This is a genomic window from Actinosynnema sp. NPDC050801, assembly GCF_040673975.1.
In the GTDB taxonomy this organism is placed as follows: Bacteria; Actinomycetota; Actinomycetes; order Mycobacteriales; family Pseudonocardiaceae; genus Actinosynnema.
Window position 1 is genome coordinate 40,692 of the sequence record NZ_JBFAQZ010000007.1, and the last position, 20,663, is coordinate 61,354.

General features: G+C 70.6%; 24 protein-coding genes and 2 tRNA genes. 13 read left to right on the plus strand and 13 right to left on the minus strand.

Features of this window, described 5'->3' with window-relative positions; translation table 11 throughout:
- Positions 1 to 124 precede the first annotated feature (124 nt).
- Positions 125 to 934 carry an inositol monophosphatase family protein gene (locus AB0K14_RS17415; protein ID WP_360459005.1) on the plus strand — a complete coding sequence of 270 codons (810 nt, stop codon included), beginning with the start codon at positions 125 to 127 and terminating at the stop codon, positions 932 to 934.
- Between the two features lie 25 nt (positions 935 to 959).
- Here the strand turns inward: AB0K14_RS17415 and AB0K14_RS17420 are convergent, their stop codons facing one another.
- Positions 960 to 1,865 (minus strand): NAD(P)H-binding protein, encoded by a 906-nt coding sequence (locus AB0K14_RS17420; protein WP_360459007.1) that lies wholly within the window; start codon positions 1,863 to 1,865, stop codon positions 960 to 962.
- A gap of 78 nt (positions 1,866 to 1,943) precedes the next feature.
- Here AB0K14_RS17420 and AB0K14_RS17425 point away from each other — a divergent pair, with 78 nt between their 5' ends.
- A complete protein-coding gene (locus AB0K14_RS17425; protein WP_360459009.1) occupies positions 1,944 to 2,639 on the plus strand; it encodes a TetR/AcrR family transcriptional regulator in 696 nt (231 codons plus the stop codon).
- Here the strand turns inward: AB0K14_RS17425 and AB0K14_RS17430 are convergent.
- The 6 genes from AB0K14_RS17430 to AB0K14_RS17455 form a co-directional block, all read right to left on the minus strand.
- A complete protein-coding gene (locus tag AB0K14_RS17430) occupies positions 2,561 to 2,785 on the minus strand; it encodes a DUF1918 domain-containing protein (protein WP_360459011.1) in 225 nt (74 codons plus the stop codon). The two genes, AB0K14_RS17425 and AB0K14_RS17430, sit on opposite strands and share 79 nt — an antisense overlap.
- 67 nt (positions 2,786 to 2,852) lie before the next feature.
- The gene (locus AB0K14_RS17435; protein ID WP_360459013.1) at positions 2,853 to 3,248 is read right to left on the minus strand and encodes a bacteriophage spanin2 family protein; all 396 of its coding nucleotides are present in this window, start codon (positions 3,246 to 3,248) and stop codon (positions 2,853 to 2,855) included.
- Positions 3,249 to 3,286: 38 nt separating this feature from the next.
- A complete protein-coding gene (locus AB0K14_RS17440) occupies positions 3,287 to 4,240 on the minus strand; it encodes an ATP-binding cassette domain-containing protein (RefSeq protein ID WP_360459015.1) in 954 nt (317 codons plus the stop codon).
- Complete coding sequence (locus AB0K14_RS17445; RefSeq protein WP_360459017.1) at positions 4,237 to 5,034, minus strand: ABC-2 family transporter protein; 798 nt, start codon at positions 5,032 to 5,034, stop codon at positions 4,237 to 4,239. Before AB0K14_RS17445 ends, AB0K14_RS17440 begins: the two co-directional genes overlap by 4 nt.
- Complete coding sequence (locus AB0K14_RS17450; RefSeq protein WP_360459019.1) at positions 5,027 to 5,728, minus strand: ABC-2 family transporter protein; 702 nt, start codon at positions 5,726 to 5,728, stop codon at positions 5,027 to 5,029. The genes AB0K14_RS17445 and AB0K14_RS17450 overlap by 8 nt, the downstream gene beginning before the upstream one ends.
- A 160-nt stretch (positions 5,729 to 5,888) precedes the next feature.
- On the minus strand, positions 5,889 to 6,197 hold the full coding sequence (locus AB0K14_RS17455; protein WP_360459021.1) for a metalloregulator ArsR/SmtB family transcription factor: 309 nt from the start codon (positions 6,195 to 6,197) through the stop codon (positions 5,889 to 5,891).
- Positions 6,198 to 6,255: 58 nt separating this feature from the next.
- Here AB0K14_RS17455 and AB0K14_RS17460 point away from each other — a divergent pair, with 58 nt between their 5' ends.
- Positions 6,256 to 7,473: an MFS transporter gene (locus tag AB0K14_RS17460; RefSeq protein ID WP_360459023.1), complete on the plus strand. Its 1,218-nt coding sequence runs from the start codon at positions 6,256 to 6,258 to the stop codon at positions 7,471 to 7,473.
- Here the strand turns inward: AB0K14_RS17460 and AB0K14_RS17465 are convergent.
- The 3 genes from AB0K14_RS17465 to AB0K14_RS17475 are packed head-to-tail and all read right to left on the minus strand — an operon-like array spanning position 7,407 to position 10,665.
- Complete coding sequence (locus tag AB0K14_RS17465) at positions 7,407 to 8,861, minus strand: serine/threonine-protein kinase (RefSeq protein WP_360459025.1); 1,455 nt, start codon at positions 8,859 to 8,861, stop codon at positions 7,407 to 7,409. The two genes, AB0K14_RS17460 and AB0K14_RS17465, sit on opposite strands and share 67 nt — an antisense overlap.
- Before the next feature lie 9 nt (positions 8,862 to 8,870).
- A complete protein-coding gene (locus AB0K14_RS17470) occupies positions 8,871 to 9,455 on the minus strand; it encodes an HhH-GPD-type base excision DNA repair protein (protein WP_360459094.1) in 585 nt (194 codons plus the stop codon).
- A gap of 31 nt (positions 9,456 to 9,486) precedes the next feature.
- A complete protein-coding gene (locus AB0K14_RS17475) occupies positions 9,487 to 10,665 on the minus strand; it encodes an LLM class flavin-dependent oxidoreductase (RefSeq protein ID WP_360459027.1) in 1,179 nt (392 codons plus the stop codon).
- Between the two features lie 154 nt (positions 10,666 to 10,819).
- Between AB0K14_RS17475 and AB0K14_RS17480 the strand changes: the two genes are divergently transcribed.
- Complete coding sequence (locus AB0K14_RS17480) at positions 10,820 to 12,175, plus strand: glycosyl hydrolase (protein ID WP_360459029.1); 1,356 nt, start codon at positions 10,820 to 10,822, stop codon at positions 12,173 to 12,175.
- On the opposite strand, the gene AB0K14_RS17485 is transcribed toward AB0K14_RS17480, so the two are convergent.
- Positions 12,168 to 13,283, minus strand: coding sequence for a DnaJ domain-containing protein (locus AB0K14_RS17485; protein WP_360459031.1), 1,116 nt, complete (start codon positions 13,281 to 13,283; stop codon positions 12,168 to 12,170). The two genes, AB0K14_RS17480 and AB0K14_RS17485, sit on opposite strands and share 8 nt — an antisense overlap.
- A gap of 58 nt (positions 13,284 to 13,341) precedes the next feature.
- On the opposite strand from AB0K14_RS17485, the gene AB0K14_RS17490 reads away from it, so the two are divergent.
- The 3 genes from AB0K14_RS17490 (at position 13,342) to AB0K14_RS17500 (ending at position 13,799) form a co-directional block, all read left to right on the plus strand.
- Positions 13,342 to 13,415, plus strand: a tRNA-Pro gene (locus AB0K14_RS17490).
- Positions 13,416 to 13,489 (plus strand) — tRNA-Pro (locus AB0K14_RS17495).
- A gap of 52 nt (positions 13,490 to 13,541) precedes the next feature.
- Positions 13,542 to 13,799, plus strand: coding sequence for a Prokaryotic metallothionein (locus AB0K14_RS17500; RefSeq protein WP_360459033.1), 258 nt, complete (start codon positions 13,542 to 13,544; stop codon positions 13,797 to 13,799).
- A 61-nt stretch (positions 13,800 to 13,860) separates the two neighbouring features.
- Here the strand turns inward: AB0K14_RS17500 and AB0K14_RS17505 are convergent, their stop codons facing one another.
- Together AB0K14_RS17505 and AB0K14_RS17510 are read right to left on the minus strand one after the other, a co-directional pair.
- Positions 13,861 to 14,340, minus strand: a complete 480-nt coding sequence (locus tag AB0K14_RS17505) for a hypothetical protein (protein ID WP_360459035.1) — start codon at positions 14,338 to 14,340, stop codon at positions 13,861 to 13,863.
- A 140-nt stretch (positions 14,341 to 14,480) separates the two neighbouring features.
- Positions 14,481 to 15,287, minus strand: a complete 807-nt coding sequence (locus AB0K14_RS17510; RefSeq protein WP_360459037.1) for a metal-dependent hydrolase — start codon at positions 15,285 to 15,287, stop codon at positions 14,481 to 14,483.
- Positions 15,288 to 15,571: 284 nt separating this feature from the next.
- On the opposite strand from AB0K14_RS17510, the gene AB0K14_RS17515 reads away from it, so the two are divergent.
- The 6 genes from AB0K14_RS17515 to AB0K14_RS17540 all read left to right on the plus strand — a co-directional run bounded on the left by AB0K14_RS17515 (position 15,572) and on the right by AB0K14_RS17540 (position 20,600).
- Complete coding sequence (locus AB0K14_RS17515; RefSeq protein ID WP_360459039.1) at positions 15,572 to 16,792, plus strand: NADP-dependent isocitrate dehydrogenase; 1,221 nt, start codon at positions 15,572 to 15,574, stop codon at positions 16,790 to 16,792.
- Between the two features lie 239 nt (positions 16,793 to 17,031).
- Entirely contained in the window at positions 17,032 to 17,346 is a 315-nt protein-coding gene (locus AB0K14_RS17520) for an SH3 domain-containing protein (protein ID WP_360459041.1), read from the plus strand.
- 12 nt (positions 17,347 to 17,358) lie between these two features.
- Positions 17,359 to 17,577 (plus strand): hypothetical protein, encoded by a 219-nt coding sequence (locus AB0K14_RS17525; protein ID WP_360459043.1) that lies wholly within the window; start codon positions 17,359 to 17,361, stop codon positions 17,575 to 17,577.
- Between the two features lie 9 nt (positions 17,578 to 17,586).
- Entirely contained in the window at positions 17,587 to 18,393 is an 807-nt protein-coding gene (locus AB0K14_RS17530) for an exodeoxyribonuclease III (protein ID WP_360459045.1), read from the plus strand.
- A 34-nt stretch (positions 18,394 to 18,427) separates the two neighbouring features.
- Positions 18,428 to 18,736: a nucleotidyltransferase domain-containing protein gene (locus AB0K14_RS17535; protein WP_360459047.1), complete on the plus strand. Its 309-nt coding sequence runs from the start codon at positions 18,428 to 18,430 to the stop codon at positions 18,734 to 18,736.
- Positions 18,737 to 18,914: 178 nt separating this feature from the next.
- Complete coding sequence (locus AB0K14_RS17540; RefSeq protein ID WP_360459049.1) at positions 18,915 to 20,600, plus strand: TIGR03767 family metallophosphoesterase; 1,686 nt, start codon at positions 18,915 to 18,917, stop codon at positions 20,598 to 20,600.
- The last annotated feature ends 63 nt before the right edge of the window (positions 20,601 to 20,663 follow it).

Genomic DNA, 20,663 nt, shown 5'->3' on the forward strand with positions numbered 1-20,663 from the left:
GCACACCGAGTCGGAGCACACCGAGTCGGAGCACACCGAGTCGAAGCACACCGAGTCGGAGCACACGGTGTGGAAGCACACGGGAGGGCCGCCGCCGGTGGCCCTCCCGTGGCATGTTTGGGGCATGGACTCCTGGCCCGTGCCCGCCCCGAACCTGCCCTCCGACGTGCACCCGGCGCTTGCCGCCACCGCGATCGCCGCGTCCGCCGCCTACGACCGGGCCCGGCGCGAGTTCACCCGCGTGCAGCTGCGCGAGGAGATCGCCGACGGCGCGGACGGCACGCCCACCATGCGGGTGGACGCGATCGTGGAGGCCGCGATCGCCGAGGCCGCCGCGCGGGCGGGCGCGAACCTGCTGTCCGAGGAGGCCGGGTTCATCGACAACGGTTCGGCCGCCACCCTCGTGGTCGACCCCGTGGACGGCTCGGCGAACGCGGCCACCGGCGTGCCGCTGTCGTGCTTCGCGGGCGCCCTGGTGGTCGACGAGCAGCCCGTCGAGGCCCTCACGGTCTGGTTCGACACCGGCCGCGCCTGGTCGGCCCACGCGGGCAGGCCCACGCCCTACCGCACCACCGGCCGGACCCGGCTCGCAGGCGCGTCGATCTGCATGATGCGGCCCAAGCGCGGCACCGAGGACGCCTGGATGCGGGTGGCGAACCAGGTCGACCGCGTGCGCATCCTGTCCACCACGTGCCTGGAGACCGCGCTGGTCGCCGAGGGCGCGGTGGACGCGTTCGCCGATCCTGGCTCGGACACCCACCGGCTGATGGACCTGATCGCCGCCCTGGTCACCGTCCCGGCCGCCGGGGGAGCGCTGCTCGACCTGCGCGGCCGGCCGCTCACCTTCGACCTCGACCTCTCCCGGCGCTGGTCGGGCATCGCTGCCGCGACGCCCGCGCTGGCCGACGACCTGATCGCGACCATCCTGGGCTGAGACCGTTCCCAGGTGGCCGTTCCGCTCACCCGCGGTACCAGCGGGCGGTTTCCTCGATCGCCTGCTCGTGCGGCGTGACCGGCAGCTGCCCGAACGTCGCGTCGAACGCGGAGTGGTCCACCAGCCACGGCGAGGTCCGCTGGTGGTCCATCTCGCCCGAGCCCCGCAGCCGCTTGTCGAACAACGACCCCACCGCCACCGCGACGGCCGGCAGGCGCATCGGCTTGCGCCCGTTGCCGAGCACCCGCCCGGTCAGGGCGAAGAACTCCCGCACGGTCAACGTCTCCGCCGCGGGCGTGTGCCAGACCTTGCCGTCGGCGCGCTCGTCGTCGCCCAGCACGATCTGCGCCCGCGCCGTGTCGGCCAGGTAGGCGAACGTGTGCGGCACGTCCAACGGCCAGAACCACATGCCCGCCCGGCCCGCCGACATGGGCTTGATCACCAGCTCACCGGGCAGCGACCCCACGCCACCCGGGCCGTAGTAGTCGGACGACCGGCACGTCGTGACCGGCACCGATGCTTTCCGCAAACGCTTGCCCAGCGCACTCCTGAGCTTCTCCTTCGGTCCGGCCGGGCGCTCCGGCGTGCTCTCCCGCAACGGCCCCGTCACCGGCCCGTACGCGTAGAGGTTGTCCGTGTAGACGATCTTCGCGCCCACCGCCTCCGCCGCCGCGATCGTGTTCTCCACCATCGTCGGCAACATCTGCACCCACCTGGTGTACGGCACGTTCGCGGCCAGGTGGATCACCGAGGCGCCCTCGACGGCCTTCAGCGTGGACGCCCGGTCCATCAGGTCGCCGCGCACGTCCTGCGCGCCTTCGGGAACTCCACCCGAACGTGTGACAGCCCGAACCTCTCGGCCCTCGGCCACCAGCTGCCGGGTGATCTCCCGCCCGATGCCCCGACCCGCTCCCAGCACGACCGCGGTCATGACGCCCCCTCGTATCACCATGTCACTTGAGTTAGAGGTTCTAACACAAGTTACAGTGTCTTTGTCAAGGAGGGTGTCGTGGTCAACGTCCGCCGTGAGCGGTTCCGCGAGGAAACCAAGGCCGAGGCCAAGCGCATCGCGCTGGAGCAGTTGGCCGAGCAGGGGATCGCCGGGGTCTCGGTCAACGCCATCGCCAAGCGCATGGGCGTGACGGGTCCCGCGCTCTACCGGTACTTCAGGGGGCGCGACGACCTGCTCAACGACCTCGTCCGCGACGCCTGGCACGACCTCGCGGACGCGGTGGAGGCGTCGGTCGCGGCGACGGAGGGCTCCCCCGCGCCCGACCGGCTGCGTGCGTTCGCCGAGGTGTTCCGGTCGTGGGGCGTCACCCAACCGCACCGGTACCTGCTGCTGTTCGGCACGCCGCTACCCGGATACCACGCGCCGCAGGACACCGTCCTGATGGCGCACCGCACCATGAGCGCGCTGCTCGGCGTGCTGCCGCACGAGGGTGCGACGACCGGGTCGTCCACACTGGACGACCAGCTCGTGGCGTGGGCGGGCTCGCGCGGCGAGGGGGACGTACCCCCCGCCGTGCTGCTCACCGGCCTGCGTGCGTTCACCAGGCTGCACGGCGTGCTCAGCCTGGAGGTCTCCGGCCAGTTCGGGCCGATGGGGATCGACCCGGCGCTGCTCTACCGCGCCGAGGTCGAGTCCTTGATCCTGGGTGATTCGGAGGTCCGGGGCTCGACCAGGCTGTCGGGGCCGGGGTAGACCAGCCCTTCGTGGCCGTCGGAGAAGCGGACCCGATACGGCGGCGCACCCTTCTCGCCGCGGACTTCGAGGATCTCGCCGACCTTCTCGTCGAGACCCACCGCGCGGCTGTGGATGTGCAACCGGTCGCCTACTGTCGCGTGCATCTGCAACACCTCCGGTGCGTCACAGCGTAGGGCTGATCCGAAGGTACCGACAGCCTGGCATTTCCGCTCAGCTGCAAGCCTTGGACAACTTCGCCGCCTGGTCGAGCTTCTGCTGCGTCCAAGCCGCGGCGTTGGCCGGGTTCAGGTCCTCCAGCGTCACCTTGCTCATCGTGTCGGACATGCCGGTGATGGCGTCCTTGACCGTGGCGTCGCCGGCCTTCGCGGCGAGGTCGTTCAGCTCCTGCGCCTTCTTCTGGGTCTCCTCCAGCGCCTTCTGCGGGTCGGTGCTGTCGGGGGCGAAGTTGGCGAGCTGGAGGGCGTCGATGCAGACCTGCGCCTTGTCCGCGGCCTGGCCGACCTGGTTGGCCGTGTCGGAGGCCTGCTGGACGGCCTCGCAGCCGGAGACCGCGGCGGCGAGGCCCATCGCCAGCAGGAAGGTGGCTACCGGACGACCTGCGCGCATGAGGTGCTCCCGTTCTGAGTTGACCGTTTCGCCCGACTCTACCGACGTGCGTACAAACGACGCACCACGTCGTCGATTTCCGGCTCGACGACGACGAGGTCGTGCACTTCGGCCCGTGCGGCGACGGCGGAGATCAGTGCCGCCGCCGTGGTGTCGGCACGGCGGAACGTGAGGTGGTGTCGCAAACCGTTCGGCTCACTGCGGCTCGACGTGACGCCGTGCAGACCGTCCAGCTCCGCCGGTCGCTCCAGGTCGACGACCAGCACCCGTTCCGGCGCCACCTCGGCCCGCAGTTCCTCCAGCGGCCCGTCGGCCAGCACCGTGCCGCGGTCGATCACCACCAACCGCGGGCAGAGCCGCTCGATGTCGTCCAAATCGTGCGTGGTGAGCAACAAAGTGGTGCCGCGCTGCGTGTTCAGGTCCGCCAGGAATTCCCGGAGCCGTTCCTTCGATTCCAGGTCGAGCCCGATCGTCGGCTCGTCCAACACCAACAACTCCGGCCCGTGCAGCAAGGAAGCCGTGACCTCGCCCCGCATCCGCTGCCCCAGCGAGAGCTGCCGAACCGGCGTGCCCAGGAAGGGACCGAGCTCCAACAGCTCCGCGCACTCCCGCAACCGGGCCTCGAAATCGGCCTTCGGCACCCGGTAGATGGCCCGCAACAGGTCGAAGCTGTCCCGCAGCGGCAGGTCCCACCACAGCTGGCTCCGCTGCCCGAACACGACCCCGATCCGCCGCGCCAGGTCACGCCGGGCGCGCGACGGGTCCACCCCGCACACCCGGACGGACCCCGAGGTCGGCACGAGGATCCCGGTCAGCATCTTGATGGTGGTGGACTTGCCCGCGCCGTTCGGCCCGACGTACCCGACCGCTTCACCGGCCGCCACGTCGAACGAGACCGAGTCCACCGCCCGCACGACCTGCTTGTCGCGCCGGAACCGACCGACCTTCGTGGTCACGGTGAACTCGCGGCGCAGGTCCCGCACCTCGATCATGATCCAGTCCCCCGGTAGTGGCGGACGGCCGTCCGCCAGACGAACCCGGCCGCGACGGCCGCGGCCAAGGCGACCAACGGCGAGATCCACCCCAGCAGCACCGGACCGCCCAGCGGGTCGGGGCGGTCGAGCAGGGCGAGGCTCGGGTAGTAGGCGACGAACGCGCCGGGGATGACGAAGGCGAAGAACCGCCGCAACCACGGCCCGTATACCGTGGCGGGGTAGGAGGTGAACGCGTTGCTCCCGTACGTCACCGCGTTCGAGAGCTCCTGGCCGTCGACCACCCAGAAGCAGATCGCACTGGCCGTGATCCAGATCGAGGAGAAGATCACCGCGCCGCTGAGCGGGGCGGCGACGACGAGCACCGCGGTCGCCGGCGACCAGGCGATGTCGTTCTGGTCCAACGCGTACACCAGGACGGCGACGCCCGCACCGATCCGCCCGATCTTGCGCAGGTGCAGGTCGGACGCCATCATCTGCGCCAACGTGCCCAACGGGCGCAACAGCAGGACGTCGAACGTGCCGGTGCGGATGTAGGTCGGGAGCTCGTCCAGCTGGCCCGCGACCATGTCGGCGATGCCGAAGGCCGTGCCCGCGATCGCGTACATCAGCACGACCTCGTTCACCGGGAACCCGCCCAGCGCGCTGACCCGGTTGAACAGCACCAGGATGATGACCAGCTCGGCGAGCTGGTTGACGGCTTGGGCGACGCACTGGAGGACGAACGAGGCGCGGTAGGACATCTGACCGCGCAAGCGCGCGCCGACGAGCTTCACGTAGACGCGTTCAGCCACCCTGGACCACCACCTTGCGCACAGCGCGCCGCAGCACCAGATGGCCGACCGCGAGGACCACCACGGCCCAGAACGCCTGCCCCGCCAGGAACGGCCACGGCGAGCCGCGCTCCAGGAACACGTCGATCGGCGCCTGCAACATCGCCGCGAACGGCGTGGACCACACGATCGGGACCGCCCATTCGGGGAAGAACGCCAACGGCACGGCCAACCCGCACAACAGCCACGTGGCCGCCGTGTAGAGCGCCGCCACGCCCCGGTTGTCGAGGAGCCAGAACGTCGTCGCGTTCAGCAGGAACCGCAAGCCGAAGCTGACCGCCACCGCGAGCGCCACGCTGACCGTGAACACGACCCACGTCCCAGCCGCGGGCCACCGGAACGGGAAGAACAACGCACCGAACAGCACCGGCGGCGCGAACCGCACGACCACCGCGTACCCGCTGCGGCCGATGTCCTCGGCGAACAACGCCATCTGCAAGTGCCACGGGCGGTAGAGGTCGACCACGACGTCGCCACTGCGAACGCGGTCGGCCAGGTGCTTGTCACCCCAGAGCACCACGACGGCGATCAACCCCTGGCCGAGCCAGACGTAGGTGGCGGTGGCGGCGACGTCATAGCCGGAGATCGGGCCCTGCCCCACGGCCGTGACCAGCACGGCCAGCCTGAGCAGCCCGAACACGACGTTCGTCGCCATTCCGGCGACCATCGCCCGTCGATAGGTGGAGTACCTGCGGAATCCTGCCAGCGCTAAACGGGCGTAGGCACGCACGTCTGTTCACCCTAGGAACCACGGCAACCGAATTAGCCCACCGCGCCCCGACGGGCCCGCGACCGACCGGGCGGCGGTGGGGAACTCACCGCCGCGCCGCCAACACCCCGTCCAGCAACCCGGGGAACAACGCGTCCAGGTCGTCCCGCCGCAGCGAACTGATCCTCGACGTCCCCTGCGGTCGCACCCGCACCACGCCCGCCTCGCGCAACGTCCGCACGTGGTGCGTGAGCGTCGACGCCGTCACACCGAGGTCGAGCACCCCGCAGGACAGGCCCTCCTCGTGCCGCGCCAACGCGCGCACGATCCGCAGTCGCACCGGATCGGCCAAGGCGTGCAGCACCGACGTTATCCGGATCTCGTCCCGCTCCGGGTGCGCGAGGGCGGTGGTCATGGCGGTAATACTACGAGACCTGTCGAACTTTGATGAACATCGTAGTACGTTGATCCTCATGTCGGCCCGCACCGCCCGCACCTACCTCCTCGCCGCCGGGGCGTTCGCCATCGGCACGAGTGGCTACATCGTCTCCGGCGTGCTGCCGGCCGTGAGCGAGGAGCTGCACGTCTCCCACGCCACCGCCGGTCAGCTGCTCACCGCGTTCGCCATCGCCTACGCGATCTCGTCCCCGCTCCTCGCCGCCCTCACCGGCCGGTGGGAACGCCGCACGCTCCTCGTCGTCGCCTTGGCCGTGGTCGCCTTCGGCAACCTCCTCGCCGCCCTCGCCCCGAACTACCCGCTGCTCTTGGGCGCCCGCGTCGTCAGCGCCCTCGGCGCGGCCGTCTACACACCCGCCGCCACCCTCGTCGCCACCGTCCTGACCCCGCCGGAACACCGCGGCCGAGCGGTCGCGCTCGTCTTCGGCGGCCTCACGTTCTCCCTGGTCCTGGGCGTGCCGGCGGGCAACCTGCTCGGCGGCCCCCTCGGCTACCAGGGCGTGTTCGCGCTGATCGCGGTCGTCTCGGCGGTGGCGGCGGTGGCCGTGCGGCTCTGGCTGCCCCGGGTCGAGGCCCCTCCGGTGGTCAGCCTGCGCCGGCGGTTCGCCCCCGCCGCCGACCGGCGCGTGCTGATGGTCCTGGGGCTCACGGTCCTCGCGTGCCTCGCCGTGTTCAGCGTCTTCAACTACATCGCGCCCCTGCTCACCGAGACCGCCGGCGTCGAAGGCGCCGCGATCGGTGCGCTCCTCGTCGCCTACGGGCTCGGTTCCGTGCTCGGCAACTGGGCCGCGGGCCGCCTCACCGACCGCTTCGACACCCGCAAGCTGCTGGTCGTGCTGTTCAGCTGCTTCACCGTCGTGCTGGCCACGTTGCCGCTGACCGCCACCACCCCGGTCACGGCCGCCATCGCCCTGTTCGTCTGGGGCGCGCTCACCTGGTCCGCGAACCCGCCCATCCAGAGCTGGCTCATCGAACTCTCCCCCGCCAACAGCGGTCTGCTGCTCTCGCTCAACGCGTCCGCGATCTACCTGGGCGTCGGGCTGTCCGGGGTGGTCGGCGGCCTGGTGATCAGCTGGGCGGGCCTGCTGCCGTTGGCCCCGATCGCCGCTCTCCTCGCGCTGGTCGCGCTGGTGATGCTGATCTTCGCCCTCAAGCCGCCCCGGTCCCCTCAGGACCCGAACGCGCTGGTGGTGACCTCACCGACCCCGGGTTCGCTCGCCAAGCAGTGGAAGTAGTTCCGGTCGCCGTCCGCGAACGCCACCGCGGTGATCCGCCACGTCGACGTGTCCACGGTCGGCCGCGTGTTGGCCTTCATGGCCTCGGCCGTGCACACGTCGGCGACCTCCGGCGCCTTCACCAGGTCCTCGCCGCCGACCTGGGGGATGGCACCGGACAACCACCCGCCGGCGAACGCCTCCCAGAAGTGCTCGACCGAGCAGTCACCGGCACGTCGTGCCGTCGCCGCCTGCCCGCCCGCGTGGTTGATGCCGTGGTAGCAGGTGGGTTCGGCGACGCAGAAGCCCGAATCGCACGCCTCCAGCCTCGGCGGCGGCAGGGCTTCCTGCGTCGTCGTGGTGGTAGCCGGAGTGGTGGTGCCGGTGGTTTCCGCAGCCCCGGAGTCGCGGGTAGCCGCCCACCAGGTGCCGCCCGCGACGACCGCCGCCAGCACCACCGCACCGACCACCAACGGCTTCCGGGGGGCGCCACCCTGCACGGTGTGCGGCCGACCGACCTGCGGCGCGTTCAGCCCGAGCCCCGAGCCACTGCGTACGGACACCGGCCCCCTCCGGGGAGCCTCCCCGGACCCGTCCCGGGACTCCCGCCGCAACCCGTCCTGCAACTCCTGGCGCAACCGGGCCGCGCTCGGCGTGCGGTGGGCGACGTCCGGGTGCAGCGCACGCACCAGCGTCTCGTGCAGGTCCTGCGGCACCCCGGGCACGAGCGGAACCGGTGATCGCAGCACCGCGCCGAGGTGGTCGAACGACTCGACCGGCCACGGCACGGGACGCGGCGGCCGTCCGGCGAGCAGGTCGTACAGGGTCGCCGCCAACGCGTAGACGTCCGCGGCCGGCGTCGGCTGGGCCATCGCGAACGCCTCGGGCGGCGCGTAGCTGGGGCTCAACGCGTCCCGCGTCACCGTGCTCGACCCCTCGGCGTCCAGCAGCGCCGCCAACCCGAAGTCGGCGAGCTTCACCGTGCCGTACCGGTCGAGCAGGATGTTGCCGGGCTTGATGTCGCGGTGCAGCACGCCCTCCGCGTGGGCCGCGGCCAGGGCGTCCGCCAACTGCACGCCCACCTCCCGCACCCGCGCCGCGGACAGCGGCCCCTCCCGCCGGACCAGGTCGGCCAGCGAACCGCCCGTGCACAGCTCCATCACCAGGTAAGGAATGCCCTCGGGGGTGACGTTGGCGTCGTGCACCGCGACGACGTGCGGGTGGCCGGACAACCTGGCGGCGGCGTGCGCCTCGCGCAGGAACCGCCGCCGGTCGCGTTCGGTGCGCAGCACCCGGTCGTCGACCTTCACCGCGACCTCGCGGTTCAGCTGCACCTGGCGGGCGCGGTAGACGGTGGCGAAACCACCCTGACCCAGCGGCGTGAGATCGGCGAGACCCGGCAACTGCACGCGGGGACTCTAACCGGTGGTGGTCGCCTGCCCGGCCGCCTTCGCCGCCTTCTTGAACGCCCGTACCTCCACCAACGACTCGGCACTGGTCACGTCCGCGATCGAGCGCCGGGAGCCTTCCTCGCCGTACGCCCCGGCCGCCTCCCGCCACCCCTCCGGCGTCACCCCGAGCTGCTTGCCCAGCAGCGCCACGAAGATGCGCGCCTTCTGGTCACCGAACCCGGGCAGGGCCTTCACCCGGCGCAGCACTTCCTTGCCGTCCGGCTTGCCCGACTTCCAGATGTTCGCCGTCTTGCCGTTGTAGTGCTCGATCACGTGCAACGCCAGCGCGTGGACCCGACGTGCCATCGAGCCGCCGTACCGGTGGATCGCGGGCGGCTGGACGCACAGCTCCACGAACTCGTCCACATCGGCCTCGGCGATCTTGGTGATGCTGAACCCGTCCATCCGGTCCGCGATCTTCCGCGGCCCCGCGAAGGCGTGTTCCATCGGGAACTGCTGGTCCAGCAGCAGCCCTGTGAGCAGCGCGAAGGGATCTTCGCTGAGCAGCTTGTCGGCGGCCGGGTCACCGGTCAGGCGCAGCTTCTTCGGCATGGGTGCCATCCTCGCACCACAGCCCGCGACCTCACTTGTCGAACTCCGGGATCAGCTCACCGACCAGGCGCAGGCTCCGCATGACGTCCTCGTGCTTGAGGCTGCCGACCTGGTGGAACGCCATCAGGCGGTCGATGCCCAGGTCCGCGTAGACGCGCAGCTTCTTGCGGCACGTCTCCGGGCTGCCGACGATCAGCGAGTCCTGCTCGTTCAGTGCCTCGAAGATTTCCTCCGGCTCCACGTCGTCACCCTGGAGGACCCGGCCGATCACCACCTGGGCGCGGTTCGGCCCGGTGGACGTGGCCGCCTCCGCCCGCAGGAAGTCCCCGGTCAGCCCGCCGCCGGTGGGGTCGTTCAGCAGCTCCTCCTGACGCCGCACCGTCTCCACGAACGTGTCCGCGGCCTCGAAGAACGTCAGCGCCTTGACCGTGTACCACGCCGCCGCGATCACGGCGCCGTTGCGGACCGCCTGCTCGTCGGTCTCCGCGCAGTGCACGAACGTGAAGAACGCGACCTGGTCGTTGACCGACGCACCGACCGGTGACGTGCACGCCCGCGCCGCCGCCCGGTACAGGTCCACCATCCGGCGCACCCGCTCGGCGGACTCCCACATCGTCGTACCGAGCACCCCGACGCCCCGGCGCCCGGCCTCCTCGAACGACGCCGGGCTGGCCGCCGCCTGCCACAGCGGCGGGTGGGGCCGTTGCAGCGGCTTGGGCACGATCGGCACGTCGTCGATCTCGAAGTCCTCGCTGGAGTGCGAGAAGCGCTCCGAGGTCCACATCCGCGGGATCATCTCGAACGCCTGCTGCGTCTGCCGCCGCACGTCCGCCGGGTCGATGCCGAACAGCCGCCACTCCGGCGTGGTGGACCTGGTCAGGCCGAACTCCAGCCGCCCACCGCTCAGGTGGTCCAGCATCGCGGCCCGTTCGGCTGCCCTGATCGGGTGGTTGAACCGCGCCGGCGCCAGCACCGCCGCGTGACCCAGCCTCATCCTCGACGTCTGCTGCGAGATCGCGGCCAGCATCAGCTCCGGCGCGGACGACAGGCTGAACTCCTCGGCGCCGTGGTGCTCGACCTGCCACCAGCAGCCGTAGCCGAGTTCGTCGGCCAGCCTGGCCTGCTCCAACGCCTCCGTGATGCGCGCGTGCTGGTGACCCTCCTGCCACGGGCGCGGGTCCTGGATCTCGTTGAAGACGTCGATCTTCATACCCGTCTCCTCCCGTGGGCTGGCCGAAACCTAGCCCGCGGACGCCCGCCGGGACATGCGCCATTCGGTTGACTGCTTAACCGGTTAATCGCTACGGTTCGACCACTCCGCCGCCACGCTCTGAAGGCCGCCACCCTTCGAGAGGCAGGACGCAGTGCGCACAGCGATGACGCTGGTAGCCCTACTCCTCATCACCCTCGCGGCACCCACGACCGCCGCGGCCGCACCGCCGCCCGTACCCGTGGTCGACTACCTGGAGCGGATCACCGGCACCCGCACGGTGACCGGGATGCACAACAAGGAGCCCAACTCCGACCCCGCCCGCCACACCGCCAAGGTCCACGCGATCACCGACGCCTATCCCGGCCTCTGGGGCGGTGACTTCCTCTTCGCGCAGGACGACGTCGACCACCGCGCGACGATGGTCGCCCAGGCCGAGACCGAGTGGCGCAACGGCTCGCTCGTCACGCTGACCTGGCACGTCTGCCCGCCGACCCGGCCGACCGCGTGCGGCTGGGACGAGGGCGTCAACGACGACCTCACCGACGCCCAGTGGTCCCAGCTGATCACCGACGGGACCGCGCTCAACAACGCCTGGAAGGCCCGCCTGGACGAGGTCGTCCCGTTCCTGCGCCGACTCCTGGATGCGGGCGTGCAGCCGCTGTTCCGACCGCTGCACGAGATGAACGACGGCTGGTCCTGGTGGGGCGGGCGGCCGGGCGCGAGCGGCAGCCGCCGCCTCTACCAGCTCACCCACGACCACCTGGTCCGGACCCGCGGCCTGACCGGCATGGCGTGGGTCTGGAACGTCAAGGACCTCGACCCGGCCGGCATCGCCGCCTACTACCCGGGCCCGGCGTACGCGGACGTCGTGTCGCTCGACGCGTGGAACAGCTTCTGGCCCGCCAAGACCTACTACAACACCCTCAAGTCCCTGGCCCCGGGCAAGCCGTTGGCGTTGGCCGAGGTCGGCCGGGTGCCATCGCCCGGTGAGCTGGCGTCCCAACCCGACTGGGCGTACTTCATGGCGTGGCCGGAGTTCTTCGACGACAAGCAGCTCAACCCCGACAGCACCGTCCGCGCCACCTACGCCTCGTCGCGCGCGGTCAACCAGGGCGGGCTGACCGGCGACAACCTCGCGCTCAACCGCCCGTCCTGGTCCACCGCCACCGAAAGCGCCGCCCACCCGTCGTCCCACGCGTTCGACGGCAACCCGGCCACCCGCTGGAGCAGCGCGTTCACCGACCAGCACTCGCTCTGGGTCGACCTGGGCGCCACGCGACCCGTCCGCCGCGTCCGGCTCGACTGGGAGGCCGCGCACGCCCGGCAGTACCAGCTCCAGGTGTCCGACGACGGCACCACCTGGACCACCGTGCACCAGGACTACGCCGCCGACGGCGGCACGGACGAGATCGCGCTGGACACGAGCGCGCGCTACCTGAAGCTGTACGCCTTCCAACGCGCCACCCCGTACGGCTACTCGCTCTGGGAGGTGAGCGTGCTCAGCTAGGGGTATGCACGATCGGCACGACCTGACCGATTAGCAGGCGCAACGCCTCCCGGTCCACCGTGGCCGGGTCCTCGGCCAGCCAGTCGCCGATCTCCTCGACGAACTGGGCGGGCGTCATCGGCGGCACGATGGCGTCCGCCGGTTCCTCGGTGGTGACCACGCCGTCCCGGCTCGGGTACACCAGCAGCGCGGTGCGGATGTCCAGCCACGGCAGCAGCTTCCGGTACACCGCCAGGCTGCGCGGCATCCGCATCCCACCGCCCCGGAACGGGTGGCCGTTGCGCCACACCGTGCCGTCGTCCTCGGCCTCGTAGTGCCCGGGCAGCCACGACTTCGACTCGATCAGCACCAGCTTCCGCCCGCACAGCACGGCGTGGTCGACATCGGCGAACACCGAACCCGGCCAGGCCAGGCCGTGGAAGATCCGCGCGCCGGGCAGCCGGGTCAGGTACCGGCTGAGCAGGTCCGCGGTGTGCTGCTCGCAGACCCGGTCGTCCGTGGTGCCGTGCACCACGCCGGTGTCGTGGTCCAGGGTGAACGCCCGGTCGGCCCGGATCGCCGCCAGGTACCGCCGCACCAACCGGAACGCCGCGGCCGCCGAGGCGGCCACCAGCAGCAGCCAGACGCCCAGCGCCAACGGCGAGAAGTCGATCACCACCACGGGCAGCAGCAGGAAGAACCACCCGCACATCGCGGCCAGCGCGGGCGCGTGCCCGGGCCCGGCGGCGGGGACGTACCGCACCCGCTGCGCCACGTCGACCAGGTGCCACCACGCGAGGCCGCCGAGGTCCACCACTGGCTTCGGAGGTACGAAGTCGGGATCCTCGCCGAAGTTGCGCAGCCGACCGGTCCGACCGGAGCGCGGCGGGCGGGTCGGCGACGTGGGCCGTGCGCCCGGACGGGTGAACGACCACCCCCGGTCGTAGTCACGCCTCCGGGAGGGATCCCGCAGGGTGTCATATGCCTCTTGCAGCATTCGGAAGGTGCCGGAGGACCCGCCCGCGTCCGGGTGCATGACCTTGGCCAGGGAGCGGTAAGCGGACTTGATCTCCGCCTCGGACGCGTAGCGGCCGACCCCGAGGAGTTCGTAGTAGTCGACTCCGCGCACGAGGGCAGACCTTAGCGGCCCTGTCTCCGGGACCGTGGTCATGGTTAGTGTTGGGCAAGAGCCCGGTAGCGCAGTGGTTGTCGCGCCCTTCCCCTGGGAGGGAGGACGCCGGTTCGAATCCGGCCCGGCTCGGGACCATGTAGCGCAGTGGTTGACGCGCCCTCCCCCTGGGAGGGAGGACGCCGGTTCGAGTCCGGCCTGGTCCGCGGGGTTCGAGGTCGAGTTGCCGGTGCCGGTGGGCCGGCGCAGGCTTCGGCCATGGCGACTTGCGACGTTTGCGGCAACGACTACTGGATGAGCTTCGAGGTCCGGACGGCCGGCGACGGCGTGCACACGTTCGACAGCTTCGAGTGCGCGATCCAACGCCTGGCGCCGCGCTGCGAGCACTGCGACTGCCGCATCATCGGCCACGGCGTGGAGGTGCGGGGCAGGTTCTTCTGCTGCGCCCACTGCGCGCGCAGCGCGGAGAGCCTCGGCGCCCAGATCAAGGACACCGTCGGCGCCCACCCGGGCTGACCGGCCCACCGGTCGACCCCTCGACCCCAGCCGCCTCGGTCCGAGGCTTCAGCCGGACGCGTCAGCCGCAGTCCAGCACCAGCCGGCCGTTGACGAACGTCGGTTGCAGGTCGCCCCGCGCGTCCACGCTCTTCGTGCCGTGCGGCAGTACCTCCTCGATCGCGCTGAACGCGAGGATGTCCGACACGCCGTAACGACCGCGCAGCGTGCGCTGGCCGGGGAACCGCAGCACCCGGCCCTCCCTCCGGTCGCGGTGGGCCAACACGGCCCGCAGCGCGCCGCGGGTGAGCGCCTCCGGCCCGGCGAGCCGTTGCAGGGAGCCGTTGTGCACGGCCAACCCGTAGCCGCGCTCGATCAGCGTCGACACGGTGTTCTCCGACGGCTGGTCGGTGAGCCGGAACGACATCGCGTGCCGTCCCTCCACGTCGTGCACGCACACGAGCTGCGCGTGGAACAGCAGCGTCTCGTACAGCGACACCGCGGTGGTGTCCGCGGTCGCCCGGTCCTCATGACCGAGGTTCAGGCCGAGCCAGGTGGTCATCCGGCCGCCTCGACGACGTCGTCGTGCGTGGGGTGGGGCACGAAGTCCTCCTCGGCGCGGTCTGCGCGGGTCAGGATTTCGTGGAGGTTAGTCCGATCGGGTGATGATGTGGTAGCCGCCGAATGGCCGTTATCCAAAATTCAGATGGGTAGCAGGTCGAAAGTTTCGAAGAACGGGAGCGCGCCGGCCTGCTGGAGCGCGGCGGCGGACAGCCAGACGCTCAGGACCGTGATCAGCGGGCCGACGATCGCCATCTCGACCGTGCCGCCGGTCTTCATCCGCATGATCTTCGGCGGCGCGACCGGGAACCACGTCTTGCCCATCAGCGGGATCGGCCACAGGATCGGGCAGCCCTGCTCGGTGATCGCGTCGCCGAGGTAGTGGGCCACGCACCCGATCCCGACCGCCACGCCGCACGCCGCCGCGCTGGCCGGCGTCTGCGCGGTCCAGGCCACGCAGGCGACCGTGATGGCGGCCGAGACGCCGGTGATGAGCAGGGCGTCCTTCTGCGGGCACCAGTCGTTCATGATCCCGCGCACGGCCAGGCCCGCGAACACGAACATCAGCGCGGGCAGCGCCCACTTCTGCGACTGCTGCACCACGGCCGTCGTGCCGACGGCGGCCGCCAGCGCGAACGCCAGCGTGTGGGTCAGGCCGCGGTGCCCGCCGTCGCGGTTGGAGTCCTTGCGGGTGCGGGTGGTGCGGTAGACGAACGAGCTCACCGTGTTGATCAGGGCCGACGCGCCCGCGCTGACCGGCCCGAACGTGCGGGAGATCGTCGAGGACGGGTGGTCGAGGTCGGGCAGCAGGGCGGCGCCGGTGGCGAGCACCGCACCGACCGCCCAGCTCTGCGGGGTGAGCTGGCCGATGGGGTGGTTCTCGGCCAGCGCGGTCACCGCCGCCCAGGCCAGCAGACCGCTCATGGCGTGGGTCGGACCCGTCGACAACGCTGCCCCCTTGATCACTCGTACGGGTGCGAGGTTAGCGGGGCGAACGCGCCCGGCGGTGGCAATCCGCGAACGCGTGTTCGAGTGTCGTCGCGGGTCGGTCCCGTGCGGCGGGCCGGCGGTGCGGCTGGTTGTATTGGCCCGGAGCACACCGGTGCCACCGGCGGTCGCGGCGTCGGCCCAGATGTGACGCCGTTCCCTTTTTCCGCCCGGGTGGACGCAAGCAGCCTGACATAGCAGTACGCTTGTCTTGCTTGCATTGTCGCGAGAGGAGCGCCCTGAGTATGGGCAAGATCAAGGTTCAGGGGACCGTCGTCGAACTCGACGGCGACGAGATGACCAGGATCATCTGGCAGTTCATCAAGGACAAGCTGATCCACCCGTACCTGGACGTCAACCTCGAGTACTACGACCTGGGCATCGAGTACCGGGACGCGACCGACGACCAGGTCACGATCGACGCCGCGCACGCCATCAAGAAGCACGGCGTCGGCGTCAAGTGCGCCACCATCACGCCGGACGAGGCGCGGGTCGAGGAGTTCGGCCTGAAGAAGATGTGGGTCTCGCCGAACGGCACGATCCGCAACATCCTCGGCGGCGTGGTGTTCCGCGAGCCGATCATCATCTCGAACATCCCGCGGCTGGTGCCGGGCTGGACGAAGCCGATCATCATCGGCCGTCACGCCCACGGCGACCAGTACAAGGCGACCAACTTCAAGGTCCCCGGCGCGGGCGAGCTGACCATCACGTTCACGCCCGAGGACGGCTCCGAGCCGATCAAGCACGTGGTGGCCAACTACGGCGCCGACGGCGGCGTGGCGATGGGCATGTACAACTTCAACAAGTCCATCGAGGACTTCGCGCGTGCTTCGTTCTCGTACGGGTTGCAGCGCAACTACCCGGTGTACATGTCGACCAAGAACACCATCCTCAAGGCGTACGACGGTGCGTTCAAGGACATCTTCCAGCAGGTGTTCGAGGACGAGTTCAAGGCGCAGTTCGACGCCGCGGGCCTGACCTACGAGCACCGCCTGATCGACGACATGGTGGCCGCCGCGATGAAGTGGGAGGGCGGCTACGTCTGGGCGTGCAAGAACTACGACGGTGACGTGCAGTCCGACACGGTCGCGCAGGGCTTCGGCTCGCTCGGCCTGATGACGTCGGTGCTGATGACGCCGGACGGCAAGACCGTCGAGGCCGAGGCCGCGCACGGCACGGTCACCCGGCACTACCGGCAGCACCAGGCGGGCAAGCCGACGTCCACCAACCCGATCGCGTCGATCTTCGCGTGGACCGGTGGCCTGAAGCACCGCGGCAAGCTGGACGGCACGCCGGAGGTGACCGGCTTCGCGGAGACGCTGGAGCAGGTCATCGTCGAGACCGTCGAGAGCGGCCGGATGACCAAGGACCTCGCCGTGCTCGTGGGCAAGGACCAGGAGTGGCTGACCACCGAGGACTTCCTCGGCACGTTGGACGAGAACCTGCAGAAGAAGATGGCCGGCTGACGCCTGCCCTCCGGCTCGCGCGATCAGGGGACTGCCTCCGGGCGGTCCCCTGATCCGTTCCCGCCTCCGTCCCGGTTCCCGTTCCCGCCTCCGTCCCGGCCTCGGTTCCCGCTCCTGTTCCGTCTCCGTGACGACGTCACCCGTCGGGGTTCCCGGTGGGGTGGAATGTGCCGCCGACCGGCCCGCGACCACCCCCGGCGCGCTATATCTGCACTTCAGCAGAGGTGTCAGGAGGCGTGATGCTCGGGATTCCGGTACGCGGCATGGTCGTCGTCGGTGTGCTCGCGGCGGCCGGGTTGATGTACGTCGCCAACGAGGGCCGCAGGCTCGGGGTGGAGGAGGTCGTGGCCCGCGAGTGCAGGGTGACCGTGGTCGCGGACGTCCTCAACGTCCGGTCCGGGCCCGCCGACACCGAGCCGATCGTGGCCACCATGCCGCGTGACGCGGTGGTGCGGGCCGAGGTGCGGGTCGAGAACGGGTTCCGGTTGCTCACCGACGGCCGTTGGGTCAAGGACGAGTTCGTGACACCGACGTCGGACAGCAGTTGCGCGTGATCTGATGGGTGGATGTTCTTCAAGTGGCGGTCGTTCCGCCGTGACGTGGTGACGTGCGCGTGCGAGCCGGAGTGGCCGGGTCTGCGCGCGCGGGTGGACGGTGCCGAGGTGGCCGGGGTGCCCTCGCCGGAGGGCAGCAGCCCGTTGGTGCTGATGATGGGCCTGACCGCGTCCTGCACCGGGTGCGGCGCCGAGTACCCGTACGGCTGGGCGGTCGCCCCGCGCGGTTAGGCTGCCCCGGTGCTGACCGTCTCCACGATCAACGTCAACGGGCTGCGTGCCGCGGCGAAGAAGGGCTACCTCGACTGGCTGGCCGCGACGTCGGCGGACGTCGTGTGCCTGCAGGAGGTGCGTGCCGAGCCGGGGCAGTTGTCGGACGAGGTGCGTTCGCCCGAGGGTTGGCACGTGGCGCACGCGTACTCGGAGATCAAGGGGCGCAACGGGGTCGCCGTGCTGACCCGGGCCGTGCCGGAGGCCGTGCGGATCGGGTTCGGGGTGGCCGAGTTCGAGCACTCGGGGCGGTACGTCGAGGTCGAGCTGGCCGACGTGGTCGTGGCGTCGCTGTACCTGCCCAGCGGTGACGTGGGCACGCCGAGGCAGGACGAGAAGGACCGGTTCATGGCCGCGTTCCTGCCGTACCTGGTGGAACTGCGCGACAAGGCCGCCGCCGACGGGCGTGAGGTGCTGGTGTGCGGCGACTGGAACATCGCGCACCGGGCCGAGGACCTCAAGGCGTGGAAGACGAACCAGAAGTCGTCCGGCTTCCTGCCGGAGGAGCGGGCCTGGCTGGACCGGGTGTTCGGCGAGGCGCGCTACGTCGACGTGGTGCGTTCCCTGCACCCCGACGTGACCGGTCCGTACACCTGGTGGTCGTACCGGGGCAAGGCGTTCGACAACGACTCCGGCTGGCGGATCGACCTGGTTGCCGCAACGGAGGGCATCGCGGCCTCGGCAACCTCCGCCGTGGTCGAGCGTGCCGCCACCTACGCCGAGCGCTGGTCCGACCACGCGCCGGTCACGGTGAGCTTCGACTGGCCGAGGACCTGAGATCGGGCACAATCGTGGCCAGGAGGTGTCGCCCGTGCACGAGGTCATCGCGGCCAAGCGGCCCGAGGTCGAGGATTTGTGCCGCGCGCTAGGGGTTCGTCGTCTCGATGTCTTCGGATCCGCTGTCGGTGACTCGTTCGACGTGGTGTCCAGTGACGTCGACATCCTTGTGGAGTTCGACGCCGGTCCGGGCTTCGACTACTTCGACAGCTACTTCGCCCTGAAGGAAGGGCTGGAGCGGATCTTCGGCCGACCGGTCGATCTGGTGAGCGGTGCCGGCATCCGCAACCCGTACTTCCGTCAGCGAGTGATGGAGACCAAGGAACAGCTGTACGCGGCCTGACCCGCGCGCCCACCTCGGAGGGCGTTTGTCGTCGACGGCGGCTGGAAGCGTTGTCCGGCAACAGAACCGATCAACCCGACGATCGACTTCGCTCGTTCGGCCGCACTTCACGCCGAGTTCGTGACCCGCTCCACGGTTCGTGAGAACTTTTCACCTAACCGAGACACGGGAGCGTTCGATGGGGATCAGCCGGCGGCGTTTCTTCCAGGCGGCAGGTGCGGCGGGCACGGTGTTGGTGTGGGGTGGGCCCGCCTGGGCGGCGACCACCGGCACCACGCTCGACGTCGCGGCCACGGCGGTCGGCACCGCGGGGTACCGGCGGCTCCAGGCCGGTCCGGGGTGGCCGCTGGTGGTGCGGTCGGACCTGGCGCCGCCCGGCGCGGGACGGGCCGATCGGCGCACGCCGCTGGCCTGCTTCGTCCAGTTCACCGACATGCACGTGGTCGACGCGCAGAGCCCGGCCCGCTTCGAGTACACCCACCCGTTGCTGGGCGCCGGTGCCTTCCGCGCCCACGAAACGCTGGCCCAGCACACGTCCACCGCCCTGGTGGACAAGGTCAACGCCATCCGCACCGGCCCGTTCACCAACCGCCCCGTCGACTTCGTGATGACCACGGGCGACAACACCGACAACCACGAGCTGGTGGAGCTGGACTGGTTCCTCACCACCCTCAACGGCGGCCGCATCACCGCCAACACCGGCGACCCGGCCCGGTACGAAGGCGTGCAGGACTCCGGCGCCAAGACCTACTGGAACCCCCACTCCACCGTCCTGGACGACTACAAGGCCAAGGGCTTCCCGCTGGTCCCCGGCCTGCTCGACGCCGCGATCCGCCCGTTCGACAGCCCCGGCCTGCGCATCCCCTGGTACTGCACCTTCGGCAACCACGACGACAGCGTGGTCGGCACCCTCCCCGACGGCATCCCGCCCGTCGACGCCCTCTACACCTCGAACCGCAAGATCATGGGCTTCGCGGACGCGCAGGTGCGCCGGCTCGTCACCGCCATGACCGACCCCACCAGGGTGCTGGACGCGGCGGCCGTGATCGCCGAGGGCGGGCTGGTCCGCACGGTCACCCCGGACGCCCGGCGCCGGCCGTTCACCACGGCCGAGTTCGTCCAGGCCCACCTCGACCCGCGCCACACCGGCCCCGGGCCGCACGGCCACGGCTTCACCCCCGACAACGCCGACGGCGTCGACGTCTTCTACACCTTCCCCATCGCGCCCGGCGTCACCGGCATCAGCCTCGACACCACGACCACCGGGGGCTTCTCCGACGGCTCGATCGGCCTGCACCAGTACCTCTGGCTGGAACGGACCCTCAAGCGCAACAGCTCCCGCTACTACGACGTGCTCGGCCTGCGGCACCGCCAGGACGTCACCGACGAGCTGTTCGTCCTGTTCAGCCACCACACCAGCTGGACCATGGGCAACCTCCTGCCCGACCGCCGCCGCCCGCTCGACCCGCGGTTGGACGGCCAGGCGCTCGTGCACCTCCTCGGCCGGTTCCCGAACGTGGTCGCCTGGGTCAACGGCCACACCCACGAGAACCGGATCGTCCCGCACGGCACGGGCGACCGGGCGTTCTGGGAGATCAACACCGCCGCGCACGTCGACCACCCGCAGCACGCCCGCGTCATCGAGCTCGCCGACAACGGCGACGGCACGCTGTCGCTGTTCACCACCCTGGTCGAGGGCGACGCGCCCTACCAGGCCGACTACGACGACTTCTCACCGCGCGGCCTGGCCTCGCTGGCCCGGGAGTTCGCGTTCAACGACCCGCACGCCAACGCGAACGCGGTCGGCGCCGCCACCGACCGCAACACCGAGCTCCTGATCGCCGGGAGGAGTCCGATCCGGTGAACTCCCGGCGGGACGCCGTGCGCGGGCCGTGCCGCCGATCACTCCGCGCGTGACCGGGGATTT